This window comes from Novosphingobium ovatum (genome assembly GCF_009909235.1).
GTDB lineage: Bacteria > Pseudomonadota > Alphaproteobacteria > Sphingomonadales > Sphingomonadaceae > Novosphingobium > Novosphingobium ovatum.
On record NZ_JAAAPO010000002.1, the window covers coordinates 467,784 to 482,192 of the forward strand.

The 14,409-nt window shown below is 66.1% G+C and carries 12 protein-coding genes; 9 read left to right on the plus strand and 3 right to left on the minus strand.

Annotated elements, in window-relative coordinates:
• The first annotated feature begins 15 nt into the window (after positions 1–15).
• Genes GTZ99_RS06305 through GTZ99_RS06345 form a run of 9 tightly spaced genes read left to right on the plus strand, consistent with a single transcriptional unit; the run spans position 16 to position 10,345 of the window.
• The gene (locus tag GTZ99_RS06305; RefSeq protein ID WP_161717412.1) at positions 16–1,131 is read left to right on the plus strand and encodes a CapA family protein; all 1,116 of its coding nucleotides are present in this window, start codon (positions 16–18) and stop codon (positions 1,129–1,131) included.
• Positions 1,128–1,577 carry a TRAP transporter small permease gene (locus tag GTZ99_RS06310; protein WP_161717413.1) on the plus strand — a complete coding sequence of 150 codons (450 nt, stop codon included), beginning with the start codon at positions 1,128–1,130 and terminating at the stop codon, positions 1,575–1,577. The genes GTZ99_RS06305 and GTZ99_RS06310 overlap by 4 nt, the downstream gene beginning before the upstream one ends.
• Positions 1,577–2,884: a TRAP transporter large permease gene (locus tag GTZ99_RS06315; protein WP_161717414.1), complete on the plus strand. Its 1,308-nt coding sequence runs from the start codon at positions 1,577–1,579 to the stop codon at positions 2,882–2,884. The genes GTZ99_RS06310 and GTZ99_RS06315 overlap by 1 nt, the downstream gene beginning before the upstream one ends.
• Positions 2,881–3,771: a hypothetical protein gene (locus tag GTZ99_RS06320; RefSeq protein WP_161717415.1), complete on the plus strand. Its 891-nt coding sequence runs from the start codon at positions 2,881–2,883 to the stop codon at positions 3,769–3,771. The genes GTZ99_RS06315 and GTZ99_RS06320 overlap by 4 nt, the downstream gene beginning before the upstream one ends.
• Positions 3,768–5,852, plus strand: coding sequence for a CaiB/BaiF CoA-transferase family protein (locus GTZ99_RS06325; RefSeq protein WP_161717416.1), 2,085 nt, complete (start codon positions 3,768–3,770; stop codon positions 5,850–5,852). The genes GTZ99_RS06320 and GTZ99_RS06325 overlap by 4 nt, the downstream gene beginning before the upstream one ends.
• Entirely contained in the window at positions 5,849–7,156 is a 1,308-nt protein-coding gene (locus GTZ99_RS06330; RefSeq protein WP_161717417.1) for a 2-hydroxyacyl-CoA dehydratase subunit D, read from the plus strand. The genes GTZ99_RS06325 and GTZ99_RS06330 overlap by 4 nt, the downstream gene beginning before the upstream one ends.
• Positions 7,153–8,202, plus strand: a complete 1,050-nt coding sequence (gene dctP / locus GTZ99_RS06335) for a TRAP transporter substrate-binding protein DctP (protein ID WP_161717418.1) — start codon at positions 7,153–7,155, stop codon at positions 8,200–8,202. The genes GTZ99_RS06330 and dctP overlap by 4 nt, the downstream gene beginning before the upstream one ends.
• A complete protein-coding gene (locus GTZ99_RS06340) occupies positions 8,199–9,185 on the plus strand; it encodes an alpha/beta hydrolase (RefSeq protein ID WP_227711139.1) in 987 nt (328 codons plus the stop codon). Before dctP ends, GTZ99_RS06340 begins: the two co-directional genes overlap by 4 nt.
• Positions 9,182–10,345, plus strand: a complete 1,164-nt coding sequence (locus GTZ99_RS06345) for a CaiB/BaiF CoA transferase family protein (protein ID WP_161717419.1) — start codon at positions 9,182–9,184, stop codon at positions 10,343–10,345. The genes GTZ99_RS06340 and GTZ99_RS06345 overlap by 4 nt, the downstream gene beginning before the upstream one ends.
• Before the next feature lie 129 nt (positions 10,346–10,474).
• Here the strand turns inward: GTZ99_RS06345 and GTZ99_RS06350 are convergent, their stop codons facing one another.
• From GTZ99_RS06350 to GTZ99_RS06360, 3 genes are all read right to left on the minus strand, one after another.
• Positions 10,475–11,398: an alpha/beta hydrolase gene (locus GTZ99_RS06350; protein WP_227711140.1), complete on the minus strand. Its 924-nt coding sequence runs from the start codon at positions 11,396–11,398 to the stop codon at positions 10,475–10,477.
• 132 nt (positions 11,399–11,530) lie between these two features.
• Positions 11,531–13,426 (minus strand): bifunctional sugar phosphate isomerase/epimerase/4-hydroxyphenylpyruvate dioxygenase family protein, encoded by a 1,896-nt coding sequence (locus GTZ99_RS06355; RefSeq protein WP_320076646.1) that lies wholly within the window; start codon positions 13,424–13,426, stop codon positions 11,531–11,533.
• A 9-nt stretch (positions 13,427–13,435) separates the two neighbouring features.
• Entirely contained in the window at positions 13,436–14,362 is a 927-nt protein-coding gene (locus GTZ99_RS06360) for a shikimate dehydrogenase (RefSeq protein WP_227711141.1), read from the minus strand.
• Positions 14,363–14,409 lie beyond the last annotated feature (47 nt).

A 14,409-nucleotide genomic window follows, 5' to 3' on the forward strand; every position in this document is an offset into this window, starting at 1 on the left:
AACAGGAGCAAGGTGATGGCAGGCGTGGTGTCGATTGTGGTGTCGGGCGATCTGGTTCTGGATGAACCTGACGGCGCGCACTGGTTGTCGGGCATCGCGCCTGCCATTCGCGCAGGCGATCTGGCGGTGGGGCATCTGGAGGTGCCCCATACCGCCAGCCTGCATGAATTGCATGGCGATGTGCCAGCCCCCGGCGCGCCGGTCGAAAACCTCCAGGCGCTGGCAGAGGCGGGGTTTGGCCTTGTCTCGCTGGCGGGCAACCACATGGCCGATTGCGGGCCGCAGGGCATCGCCGACACGATGGCGGGGCTGGACGGCGTGGGCATTGGCCATTGCGGCGCGGGGGCCAATCTGGCGCAGGCTCGCGCGGCGGTGTGGCGTGATGTCGGCGGGCGGCGCGTGGCGCTGCTGTCGTACAATTGCGTTGGGCCGGAAAATGGCTGGGCAGGGGTGGACAGCCCCGGCGTGGCCTGGCTGCGGGTGGAGACAGAAGATGGCGCGCCCATCGCGCCATCGGCCAACATGGTGCGGATGGACAATGACGTGCCCGGCGTGCTGGCCGCCGATATCGCGGCGGCGCGTGCGCAAGGGGCCGATCTGGTGCTGGTCGCGCTGCACAAGGGGATCGTCCATACGCCGGCCAGACTGGCGCCCTATGAACGCGCCATCGCCCATGCGGCGGTGGAGGCGGGAGCCGATGTGGTGATCGGCCACCACGCGCATATCCTGCGCGGGATCGAGTTTTACCGTGGTCGCCCCATCCTGCACGGCATGGGCAATGGCTGCGTTGTGACCAGAGCGCTCAGCCCCGCGCAGGACCATCCGGCCCGCGCTGCCTGGGCCGAGCGGCGCAAGAAGCTGTTCGGTTTCGAGCCTGACCCGGCCTATACGCTGGCCCCGTTTCACCCAGAGGCGGTGAACGCGATGCTGGCGCGGTTGGACTGGGCGGCCGATGGCGGGATCGCCTTGTCGATCATCCCTGTCCATGTCGAGGCGCCGGGCCGCCCCGTGCTGGCAACGGGAGAAGCGGGCGCGCGCGTGCGCCGCTATGTCGAAGATATCACTGTGGCGGCAGGTTTGCCGCCGATCACCGTGGCCGATGATGGCGCGGTTCGGGAGAAAGCCGCGTGAAGCGATTGTGGGATCTGATGGTGTGGACCGGGGGGATCGCGTTGATTGCCGCCTGTCTGCTCAACGTTGCGGCGGTGATTGGCCGCCATACCGGCCTGCCCCTGCGCGGCGCGATCGAGCTGGTGCAGGTGGCTGTGCTGGTGTCGGGCTCGCTGGCGCTGGTGGCCGCGACCGCACGGCGGGCGCATGCACAGGTGCATTTCATGCTGGACCGCATGCCCGCCCATATCCGCCCGCTGGCCGACCGGGCCTGTATCGCGCTGACCATGGTGTTCTTTGCCGCGCTGCTGGGCGGGGCGGCGTGGCTGTCGGCTGACCTGTGGCATGCGCAGGAGGTCAGCGAGCTGGTGGGCGTGCCTTGGGCCGCGCTGCGCCTGTTTGCCAATGGCGCGATGGTGGTGGTGCTGGCGATCCTTGCCCGCCAATTGGTGGAGCGGAAAGGCTGATGTACGCGACCCCTGAAACGGGCCTGATTGGCCTTTTGATCCTGTTCGCGCTGTTGCTGTCGGGCGTGCCGATTGGCGTGGCGCTGGGCCTTGTGGGCGTGGGCGGTCTGGTGGTGACGCTGGGCATGGAACCGGCGCTGATCAAGACCGGCGTGGTGCTGACAGAAACGCTCACCCGCTATGAGTTGGGGACGCTGCCGCTGTTCATGCTGATGGCGCATCTGTTCTTTTCCGCCAACGCCAGCCGCGACCTGTTTGACGCCGCGGCCAAGCTGCTGGGCCATCGGCGGGGCGGTTTGGCCTATGCCTCGATCGCGGGCTGCGCGGGGTTTGGCGCGATCAACGGATCATCGCTGGCCACCACGGCCACGGTCGGTCTGGTGGCGCTGCCCGAAATGCGCAGCCGTGGCTATTCGCCCTCGCTGGCGACGGGCACGCTGGCGGCGGGGGGCACGCTGGGCCAGATGGTGCCGCCTTCGGGCGCGCTGATCGTCTTTGGCATCATCGCCGAACAGTCGATCGGCAAACTGTTTACCGCTACGTTGATCCCGGCGGCCACGCAGATCGCGTTCTATATCGGCGTGATCTGGCTGTTGACGCGTTGGCGGCCCGATATCGCGCCTGCGACTGAACGGGCCCCTTGGGGCGAGCGGATCAAGGCGCTGGGCCGGATTGCCGACATGATCGCCTTGCTGTTTCTGGTGCTGGGCGGGATCGTGCTGGGCTGGTTCAGCCCATCCGAGGCCTCATCCATCGGCACGGCGGGCGCGTTGGCGATCACGGCGTGGCGCGGGCGGCTGACGCGCGATGTGCTCTACACCGCCTTTTCCGAGACGCTGCGTACATCGGGCCTGATCTTTTGCGTGATCATCGGGGCGATGGTGTTCAGCGTGTTCATCTCGGTCTCGGGCCTGACCGAGGCGGTGGGCAATGGGGTGACCGGGTTGGGGCTGGGCACGGTGCCGACGCTGTTGCTGGTGGCGCTGCTGCTGTTGCTGCTGGGCTCGGTGCTGGATGGGCTGGCGCTGATGCTGCTGACCACGCCTATCCTGCTGCCGGTGGTGCAAAGCGTGGGGATGAGCCCGATCTGGTTCGGCATCTTCCTGACCCGCGCGATGGAGATCGGCTTTGTCCATCCGCCGCTGGGGATGAACCTCTACGTCATTCAGGGCGTGGCCAAGGACATTCCGCTGTCCCGCATTTTCCGTGGGGTGCTGCCGTTTCTGGGTTCGGATCTGGTGCACCTGCTTTTGCTGATCCTGTTCCCGGCGATGGCCATGTGGCTGCCGGGTGTTTTGGGGCAATGACCATGTTTGCATATCTGGGGCCGGACATGCCTCATGACCTGTTCGCCGCGTCGGGCCGCTGTGGCGGGGCGGTGGGCTGGATCATCGACCGGGCCACGCCTGACGCCGACCGCTGGCTGGAAAGCAAGTTTCCCCTGTGGACGCGCAGCGTGTTGCAGGACTGGGCCGATGGCGCGCTGGATCATCTGGAGGCGGTGGTCTTTACCCGCGCCGACGACAGTGCGCAGCGCCTGTATTATTATGTCTGCGAATTGCGGGCCAATGGCACGATCCAGGGGCCAGAGCCACTGATGCTGGACATTGCCAAGGCGGGTCGGGCCAGCAGTCTGGCGCGCACGGTGGCGTCCTTGCGGGCGTTGCAGGGGCGGCTGGGCGTGGATGATGCCGCGCTGGAGGCCGGGATTGCCGCCACCAACGCGGTGCGCGCGGCACAGGCGGCGGCGATGGACGAAGCCGCGCCGCTGTGCCTGATCGCTGGCACGCCTGCGCCTGATGACCGGCTGCGCGCCATGGTGCGGGCGGCGGGCTGGGCGGCGGCAGGGCAGAGCTTGACCGAACTATGGGCCGATCTGGGCCAGCCGGTCGAGCAAGGCAGCAGTGATCCGGTGCTGGCGGTGGCCCGCAATCTGGTAGCCTCGGCACAGGGGCCGCGCGCCTTTGTTGATCGCGGGGCGGGGCTGGTGGCACAGGCGCAGGCGTTGAAGGCGCGCGCCGTGGTGCTGTGGCTGCCCGAGGAGGAGGAGGCGCTGGGCTGGCATCTGCCCGTGCAAATCGCCGCGCTGACGCTGGCGGGGCTGCCGCATCTGGTTTTGACGCGCCGGGATGGCGCCGGGCGTGACGGCGTGGACGCTGAAATCGCCGCATTTTTGCAAGGAGTTGCCGCATGAAGCCGCTGAAGGGCCATCGCGTTGCCGTGTTGGGCGGCATGGGCCAGCGGGCGCTGGCGCGCTATTTCGCCTCGATGGGGGCGGAACTGGGCGGCCCGGTCGAGGGCGCGTCTTTCGTCATCGATGACATCGGGCTGGACGGTTTGGGTGATCTGGTGGTGCCCGAAACGGCCATCCACGTCTCGGTCACGCCATTTGGTTCGGGCGGCCCCCGTGGCGGCTGGAAGGGCGGCGAACTGGTGGCTTCGGCCATGGGTGGGGCGCTGCGGGTAACGGGCGAACCGGGGCAGGTGCCGGTCAAGGAAGCGGGCGACGCCTGTACGTTCCACGCCGATATGGTGGCGGCCTGTGGGGCAATGGCGGCGCATTACGCGCGCGGCACCCATGGGCGGGGGCAACATGTCGACGTTTCCATTCAACAGGTGGCCTTCAGCCGCAATTTCAACGGCATCCTGTGCTGGCAATTTGACCAGCGCAAATTGTCACGGGTGGGCGGCGCGCTGGCCTATGGCAAGGCGACGGTGCGCGCGATCTGGCAATTGGCCGATGGCTGGTGCTTCCACTCGCTGATGACGGGGCGGTTGGGCGCGCCGGCCAATCAGGCCTTGTCCGACTGGATGGACGAGGTGGGGATGGACAACCCGCTGCGCGGCACCGACTGGCTGGCCTATAACCGCAGCACCTTGCCTGCGGAAACGCGCGCCATCTGGGAGGCGGCGATTGCGGCCTTCTTCCTGTCACGCACCAAGGCCGAGATCGCCAGCGAAGGTCTGCGCCGGGGCATCAATGCCTGTGTCGCGAACGAACCGGGCGATGTGCTGGCCGATCCGCATCTGGCGGCGCGCGGCTTCTTTGACGGGGATGATGGCTTGCCCACACGCTTTGCCAGCATCCGCGAGGGCGTGGTGGCACAGGCCCCCGCCGTCCACACCGGCGCGCGGCCGGGGCCGCTGTCGGGCATTCGCGTGCTGGACTTTGCCTGGGCGCTGGTGGGGTCAATCACCACCAAGACGCTGGGCGATCTGGGGGCAGAGGTGGTCAAGGTCGAAACCCGCACCCGCCCCGATCTGGCGCGTCTGGACGTGCAGGTGTCGGTTTCGCAACAGGGCAATTGGGATGACAAGCCGTGGTTTGCCCACCTGAATTCCTCCAAGCGCAGCCTGTCGCTGAACATGAAAAAGGCAGAGGCGCGCGAGATCCTGAACCCCTTGATTGAATGGGCCGATGTCGTGGTCGAGAACTTCTCGCCCGGCACCATGGCCAAGCTGGGGCTGGATTACGACACGCTGGCCCAAGTCAACCCGAACATCATCATGGTGTCGGGCAGCGTCTTTGGCCAGAGCGGCCCGATGGCGCAGGAATGGGGCGTCGATGGCACGGGCGGAGCATTGTCGGGGCGCACGTTCCTGACGGGCTATCCCCATGGCAATCCGGTCATTCCGGGCGCTGTGCCTTATGGCGATGTGATCGTGCCCTTTGTCATGGCGGCGGGCGTGTCCGCGGGCTTGCAACATCGGCGCGAAACGGGCCGGGGGTGCCATATCGACGCCAGCATGTACGAGATCTGTGTCCAGCAGATGCGCGACTTTCTGTCGGCGGCCAAGGCGGGTGAGCGCCCGACCCGCATGGGCAATGATGATCCGCGCATGGCGATGCAGGGCGTGTTCCCCTGCGCTGGCGACGATCGCTATGTTGCGATCAGCGCGGCGGATGCGGGTGAACTGGCGGCGCTGCACGCGATCACCGGGCCGGATGTGGCGGCATGGTGCGCGACGCGCGCTGATCACGCCGTCATGGCCCAATTGCAGGCGGCGGGCATCGCCTGTGGCGTGGTGCAGGACTGTCAGGACATGATCGACGCCGACCCGCAATTGGCGGGACGCGGCGCGCTGGTCACGCTGGACCACCCCATTCTTGGGCCGTTTGGCCATATCGCCACGCCTATTCGCTTGTCGCGCGATGGCTTTGTGCCGTTCCGCGCCCCCGGCATGGGTGAACACGCCCATGCCATCGCCCACGAACTGTGCGGCCTGTCCGATGAACGGATCGCCGCCATGGAAGCAGCAGGAGTGTTCCAATGAGCGCCGCCGAGAAAACCGCAGCCGCGCCTTCGGGGCAGCGCAGCCGCAAGCTGTTGGCCTGCACCGCCGAGGCCAATGCCTATCAGAAGGCGTTTGGCATCGAACTGCGCCGCCGCGTGGTCGAGGAGGGCGAGCCCTTTGCCATCGTGCAGGCCGACACCCCGCACGAGATCTTTCACGTCATGGACATTCCGATCATCACCAATCAGTGGTGGTCGGCCTATATCTCGGCCAAACAGCTGTCGAACCGCTATTTCGACGTGATGGTCGAAAAGGGCTATCCCAAGAACAGTTGCAAATATTGTTCACTGGGGCTGGCCTGCACGCTGGCCAATGATCCGTCGACGGCACCCTGGGGCGGCTTGCCAACGCCCACCGTGCTGGTGGCGCGCATGACGTGCGACTGTATCCAGCATGTGTTTGGCCAATGGGCACAGGCGATGGGCACCGAATTCTTTGCGATGGAGGCCCCCGCATGGGAGCACAAGGATCCGCAATGGTTCGCCAAATCGCGCGGCGATTGGGAAAACGTCTATGACGCCGACCGCATCGCGATGATGGTGGCCGAAATGCGCGACCTGATCACCTTGCTGGAAAATCGCACCGGCCGCAAATTTGACGAGGCGAAACTCCACCACCTGATGGAGCGCATCAACGAACAGGAGGGCTATATCTGGGAGGCGGCGCAGGCCATTGGCAATGCGCGGCCCTGCCCGGTGTCGATCGCCGAACAGATGCCCAACACGATGATCCCCCAATGGCATCGCGGATCGGACTGGGCGGTGGCCCATGCCAAAAAATTCCGCGATCAGGTGATGGAGCGCATCGCCAGCGGGGCTGGCGCGGCCGCCAATGAAAAGATCCGCCTGATGTGGATCGGCGCGGGCGTCTGGCACGACCCCGGCTTTTATCAGGCGCTGGAGGAAAAGCTGGGCGCGGTGTTCGTCTGGTCGATGTATATGCCCTTTGCCGGGCCGGCCTATTTGCGGGACGTGCAGGGCCGCCCGATGGACGCGCTGGCCAGCCGCGTGTGTTCCATGAACGAGGTGTTGCACCTGCCGCCATGGATGAACGGCTGGATGGTGTCCGAGGCCGAGCGTTGCGGCATCGACGCCTGTGTCGTGCTGTTGCCGCCCGACAACCGCCTGTCGCAATCGGGCACCAAGATCACCGCCGCCGCGCTGGAGGCCGCCGGGGTGCCGGTGTTGATGATCGATGCCGACATGGTCGACGCCAAGAATTGGGACCATGCCAAGATGGTCGGCATGGTCGACAGCTTTCTGCATCAGCGGGGGGTGGCATGACGCGTTGGAGCCGTGCCTTGCTGGTGGCTGCGGGCGCGCTGGTGCTGGGGGCCTGCGCCCGCGCGCCCGCGCCCAACGTGACGGTGTTGACCTATGCCACGCCTTATTCGCCCAGCCATCCCTTTTCCAAGGCGGATCAGGCGTGGATGAAATTTGTCGAGGCGCGTTCGGGCGGGCGGCTCAAGGTGCGGCCCAGTTGGTCTGGCGCGGTGCTCTCGTCCGACATGTCGATGGAGGAATTGCGCCATGGCGTGGCTGATATCGGCCTGATCACGCCGATCTATGTCAAGGGCGGGACGCATCTGATCCGCATCCAGTCGGGGTTCTATTCGGGCGCCGACAGCATGCCGGCGCAATTGGCGCTGTATCAGTGCATCGCGGCGGCCAACCCGCAAATGGCGCATGAGTTGCAGGGGTTGAAGGTGCTGGCGGTGCAGGGGGGCAGCCTGCCCGGCATCGTCACCACGCATAAACAGATCCGCACGCTGGACGACATTCGAGGCCTGCGCCTGCGCGCGCCCACAGAACTGTTGACCGTGCTGGCATCCTTGGGCGCGGACCCGGTGAACATGCCCATGGGCGAGGTCTATTCCGCCATGGCCAAGGGCGTGATCGACGGCGTGGTGGCGCCTGCCGACACGTTCAAGGCGCTGCATTTTGCCGAGGTGGCGCGCTATTTCAACACGATCAAGATCCCGCGCGGGGCCTATCCGGCGCGCGCGATGGGCATGGCGCGCTGGAACAGCCTGTCCAGCGCCGACCGCGCTGTGCTGGAGGAAGGGCAAAAAGTGTGGGAGGCCGCGCTGGAACGCGAAATCACCGCCGCCGCCCAGCGCGGCATGAAGGAGGCGCTGCGCAGCAAAGTGGTGGTCAGCCCCGCCTCGGCACAGGATCAGGCGCGGTTTGACGCGATGTACCTCCACGATGCCGAGGTGAACGCGCGCTCGCTGGCCGCGTTCGGGATTGATGGGATGAAGGCGTTCCATTCCGCCCGCGCGGCGGTCAAGGGGCGCGACCAGATCGCTTGTCAGGGAGAGAGCCAATGACACGTTCAATGCTGCGCAACATGCGCTGGGCCGCGATGGGCCTGATCCCGCTGGCGCCTGTGGCGACCGGGGCATGGGCGCAACCGCCCGCCACAAAGGCCCCGCCGCCGGTGATGGCGCCCGGCGTGATCGGCGCGCCCGCCGGCAGCGGCGCCTATCCCGCCGTGGCCGAGGCGCGCGCGGACGCACGCGGGTATACCATCTATCGTCCGGCCAATTGGCCAGCGGGCAAATTGCCGCTGGTGCTGTGGGGCAATGGTGGATGCCGCGACAATGGCCTCTCGGCCAGCTATTTCCTGCGCGAGGTCGCCAGCCATGGCTATGTCGTGATCGCCAATGGTGCCGCGCGTGAGGAACGCCCCGCGCTGGCCCAATTGCCGGCGGCGAACGGCCCGACCCCACTGCCGCCCGGTGGCCCGGTGGCGCCGCCCCGCGGCACGCCCGATGAAACCAGCGTGGACCAATTGCTGGCCGCGATTGATTGGGTGAAGGGGACCGATCTGGCCTCCCATGTAGACCCTGCCAATGTCGCAGTGATGGGGCATAGCTGTGGCGGGTTGCAGGCGATTGCCGCCGGCGCCGATCCCCGGATCAAGACCGTGGTCGCACTGAACAGCGGCGTCTATATCCGGGCCGACACCGGCCTGTCGGGCGTCCATCTGGTCAAGGATGACCTGAAAAAGCTGCACACCCCCATCGCCTATGTACTGGGCGGGCCGCAGGACATTGCCTATCCCAACGGGACGGATGACGTCTCGCGCATTGCCCATGTGCCGGTGTTTCTGGCCAGCATGCCGGTAGGCCATGGCGGCACCTTTGCGCTGGCCAATGGCGGCGCGTGGGGGCAGGTGGCGACCGCGTGGCTGGATTGGCAGCTAAAGGGCAACGCCTCCGCCGCCCGCCAGTTCGTCGGGCGCGACTGCGGCTTGTGCAAGGATCAACGCTGGACCGTGTCCGCCAAGAATTTCCCGGAGAAACCATGACCAAGCCTTTGGCCGGCATCCGTATCGCCGATTTCAGCCATGTGATGGCGGGGCCTTATGCCTCGTATCTGCTGGGGCTGATGGGTGCCGAAGTGATCAAGATCGAGCCCAAGGCGGGCGACAATTTCCGCAATTATGGCGCTGACCGGCGCTATGACGGGATGTCGCCCGCGTTTATCGCGGCCAACGCGGGCAAGAAATCCATCGCGCTGGACCTGAAAGCGGACGAGGATCTGGCCATTGCCCGCGCCATTATCGCGCGCAGCGATGTGGTGCTGGAAAACTTTCGCCCCGGCGTGATGGACCGGCTGGGGCTGGGGTACGAGGCGGCCAAGGCCTTGCGGGCGGACATCGTCTTCTGCTCGGTGTCAGGCTATGGCCAGACCAGCGCCCAGCGCGATTGGCCCGCGATCGACAATATCGTGCAGGCCACCAGCGGCATGATGATGCTGTCGGGCAGCGAGGGCGATGATCCAGTTCGGGTTGGCTTTCCCATTGTCGACACACTGACCGGACAGACGGCGGCGCTGGCGATCCTGTCGGCGCTGATGGGGCGCGAGCGCAACGGCGTTGGGGCCTATATCGATGTGTCGATGCTGGATGCCAGTCTGGCCTTCATGACCAGCGCGCTGACGCCGTTTCTGGTGACCGGCGCGCCGATGAAACGGATGGGCAATACCGGCTATTCCGGCCTGCCGACGGCCTCGATGTTCGTCTGCCGCGACGGGCGCGAGGTGTCGCTGGGCGTGGTGCAGCCCGCGCAATTTGCCGCCCTTGCCCGCCATATGGGGCGTGAGGATTGGCTCAGTGACGAACGCTTTGCCACGCCAGAGGGGCGGCGGGCCAATTTTGACGCGATGCAGGCGGAATTGTCGGCGCAGTTTGCCCGCGCCGATGCGGCCCAGTGGGAGGCTAGCATGAGCGCGGCCGGGATCCCTTGCGGCATGGTCCGCCGCGTGGACGAGGCCGCCGATCTGGCCGGCAGCGCGGCGCTGATGCCGATCACCATTGATGGCATTCCGGTGGATGGGGCGGTGCGGGTGCCGGGCGCCGGCTTTGCCATGCATCCCGGACAGCCGGGGACCGATCAGGCCCCGCCGCGCCTGAACGCCGATCGCGTGGAGATCGAGGCCTGGCTGCGCGCGGAAGGCGCGATCTAGGCCTGCGCGCGGAAAGCGCGATATGACGAGATCGGGACGGGGCGCGTCTGGCTGGTGCTCCCCTTAACCGAACAGGGCGGCGATGGGATGTCCCACCGCCGCCCTGTCTGTTTGTGGCCAAGGGCAGGGTTACAGCCCGCGCCCTTGCACATGCCAGCCCGGCGCTGCGCACAGCTTGCACTTTACGCCGGTAAAGGTGGCACGGGCGGCCGATTTGCGCTTCAACTGCCAGTCCAGCCAATCGACCACCACCGGCGTGAACAGCCCGCCATGCGGGTCGCGCCAATGGGCGGAATGGCCGGTGCCTTCGTGCCACGCCCACATCGCGGGCGCATGGGTAAAGGCTGCAAAATCGGCCATCGCGTTCTTGTGGGCCACGTCCGAGGGATCGCCGCTGATCCATGCCACCGGCACATGGATGCGGCGCAGGCTGGCCTTGTTGGCGTCGCCCGTGCCCGGCAACGGCTTGCTGCCTTCGGCAAAGGTACCACTGTTCAGCACCAGCGCGGTCTTCACCCGCTTGTCAGCGGCAGCCGAAACCGCCTGCACCCCGCCGCAGGATTGGCCCATCACCGCCACCTTGCTCGGGTCCAGTTTGCCGAAATAGGGACTGCCCTTGCGGCTGTTTTCAGCGATGGCCCAATCGATCGCGTCATTCAATTGCGCGGCAAAGCTTTCGGGCGGACGGTCCATCGGCACCGGCGCGCCGGGCGGAGTCAACGACACCTTCCACTCCACCGTGCGTTCGCGGGCGGGGCCGGTGGCCAATACCAGATAGCCGTGGCTGGCGACCTCGGTCAGGAAATAGCGGAAGCGGTTGCCGATATTGGCGCAGGCCCCATTGCCAAAGGCGACGATCGGCAAACGTCCCGCGCGCGTGGCGGCGGCCATGTTGCGCGGGCGGTAGATGGTGTGGGTGGGCAGGCGCGGGTCAGACACCATCTCGGCCTTGAACGCGCCTTGGCCGCCGGCATCGAGCGCGGCACGGGCCGCGGCGACCTGTGCGGCCATGTCTGCGGGCGGGGTTTCCTCTGCCGCCGGAGCCTGTGCCAAAGAGGCGGTCGAAACGGCCCCTAAAGTCCATGTAAGCGCTGTCATTTTTAGACCAAATGCGTGTCTCATCCTCACTCTCCCTTATGTCCCGAATGTGGTGGCGGATGGGCGGCCTGCGTCAGGCCCGACCGCTCAATCCTCGTCGCGCTCGCGGAATTTGGCCTGTGCGTTCAAACGGATCGCCGCATTCGCCGCGCCATAGCCTGCATAGCCGCGCCGCTCGACAACTTCAAAGAAAACCCGCTTGGCCACCGCGCGCGAATAGAATTGAAAATATTCGGCATCGCCGTCCCGGTCGTACAGAATATTCAGCCGCGCCATGCGGTCAACCAGATCGGCGGGCAAGTCAAACCGCGCCTCCAGATCTTCGTAATAGTTGGGCCCGATTTCCAGAAACGGCAGGCCGCGCGCCTGCGCCTGTTCGGCGGCGGCGAAAATGTCGTTGCAAGACAGCGCGATATGCTGAACACCGGCGCCAAAATAGGCCTGTATGAAGCGCGAGGTCAGGCTGCCCGCCGCCAGCGAACCGTTCAGCGTAAAACGCAGCGCGCCATCGGGTGTTTCGACCGCTTGACTATAGACCAGCCCCATCGGATCGGCGATTTCCAGCTGCGGGGTTTTGTTGACCTCCAGCAGGGCGTGATAATACAGTAACCAGCTGAGCATTTCTTCGTAATGCATCGTCTGGGCGATGTGATCGACGCGGGTCAGTAATGGTTGGGCCGGCGCGGATTGTAATGCCACGGGAAATTCATCGGCCCACATCGCGTCACGCGTTGCCTGATCCACCAGATACAGCAGGCTGCCACCGATCCCGCGCAACGAGGGGATCTCCCATTCGCCGGGCGCCACCGCCTGACGAAAGCGTGGAATATCCAGCGCTTCGGCGCGGGCCAGCGCGGCCGATTGGTCGGGCACCGCAATGCCCATCGCACAGACCGAGCCGCCGTGGACGATGTCGAAACTGTGGGCCAGACCTTCAGGTTCGGAATTGACCACCAGATTGATCCCGCCCTGCTGCCAGCGCACAACATCCTTGCTGCGGTGGCGGGCGACGGGAGAAAAACCCAATGCAGTGAACAGTTTGCCGAAATCTTCGGCTTCCTCGTGGGCGGCTGCGAATTCGATGAATTCCACCCCGCTGGGCTGGATGCGCGGCGGCATTGGGCTGTCGCGGCGCGCGGCGCGTGCGGCCTGATCCTCCATGAAGCGCAATGCCCGCAACCCATCGCGCGCGATCGTGTGCGCGCTGCCGGCGCGGAACCGGTCGTTGAAGATCTCCAGACTCCACCACCCGTCATAGCCGGTGCGCTGGATCGCGGCGGCCCATTGCGCCAGCGCGAAATCGCCCTGTCCCGGCATGCAGCGGAAATGGCGCGACCAGTTCAGGTGGTCCATCTCGATATAGGGGGCGTCGGCCACCTGCACGATGAACAGCTTGTCCGCGCGGATGTCGCCGATGCTGGCCGATGGCACGCGGCGCGAGAGCGAATGGAAACTGTCCAGCACCAAACCGATCGCGGGATGATCGACGTCACGCACCAGCGCCCAGGCGTCGCGGTGGTCGGCCACATGGCGGCCCCATGCCAGCGCCTCATAGCCCACACGTTTGCCATGGGCGGCGGCCATTTCGCCCAATTCGTGCAGGTCATCCAGCATCCGTTGCCGGTCATCCAGCGCATGCGGTGAACAGTTCGAGCACAGCAGCACCAAATCTGTGCCCAGATGCTCCATCACCTCGAACTTGCGCTTCATCCGCTCGAACGCGCGGGCGCGCATGGTGTCCGGCAGACCTTCCAGATCGCGGAAAGGCTGGAACATGGTGCAGGCCAGCCCCAGTTCGCGCATCAAGGCGCCGATTTCGCGGGCCGATTGCGGGGCTGACAACAGGTCGTTCTCAAAGATTTCCGCGCCGCCATAACCGGCATCGGCAATCGCCACCAGCTTGTCGCCCAGCGCGCCGCTGACCGATACCGTGGCGATAGAGGTTTTCATGCGGCTTGCGGACAGGGCGGCAGGAACCGGCATGGCGTGACCTCAATCGCTGGGAGTGGCGGTGGCAAAGGCGGCAAAGCTGTCGGCCATGCGGGCGCGATCAGGCGTCAGGCCGGTGAAAATGGCAAAGGCGTCGGCCGCCTGTCCCACTGCCATGCCGCGCCCATTCAAAACGCGGCAACCGCGCGCGCGGGCCTCGGCCAAAAGGGCGGTTTCCAGCGGGAAATAGACGATGTCGGACACCCAATGGCGCGCCTCGATGGCGGCGGCGGGCAGGGGGGTGCCGGGGAATTTGGCCATGCCGATGGGCGTGGCATTGATGATGCCATCCGCCTTGGCGGCGGCGGCGGTGGGGTTGTCGGTCACCGCCACGCGCTTGTCGCCATACAGCGCGGCCAGCTGCGCGCGCAACGCCTCGGCGCGGGCGGCCTCGGGATCGAACAGCAGGACATGGCGCGCGCCCAGTGTCGAGAGCAGCGCATGGGCCGTTGCCGACCCAGCTCCGCCACAGCCCAGTTGCAGCACGCGGTCACGCGGGGCATCGGGCAGGCCGGACTGGAACGCTTCGGCAAAGCCGGTGACATCGGTGTTATACCCGATCCGCCGTCCATCGCGCAGCGCAACGGTATTGACCGCGCCAATCGCGGCGGCCTGCGGCGACAGCTCGTCCAGCAGGGGAATGATCGATTGTTTGAACGGAAAGGTGACATTCAGGCCGGCAAAACCAACGCGTTGTGCCGCATCGATCGCCGCGCCCAGATCCTCGTCGGCCCAGCCCCGGTCGCTGAAATCGAACAGGCTGTAGACCATGCGCAACCCCTGCGCGTCGGCCTCACACTCGTGCATCCACGGCGTGCGGCTTTCCAGAATGCCGCGGCCGATAAGCCCGGCCAACACCCGGCCACGGCCAACCCCCACCATGGTGTCAGCACCCGTAGTAGAGAGGGACTTGCGGGGCTGTGCGGTCATGATGGGGGGCGGCTCCGTATAATAATGACGTAAAAAGGAAAAAAGCC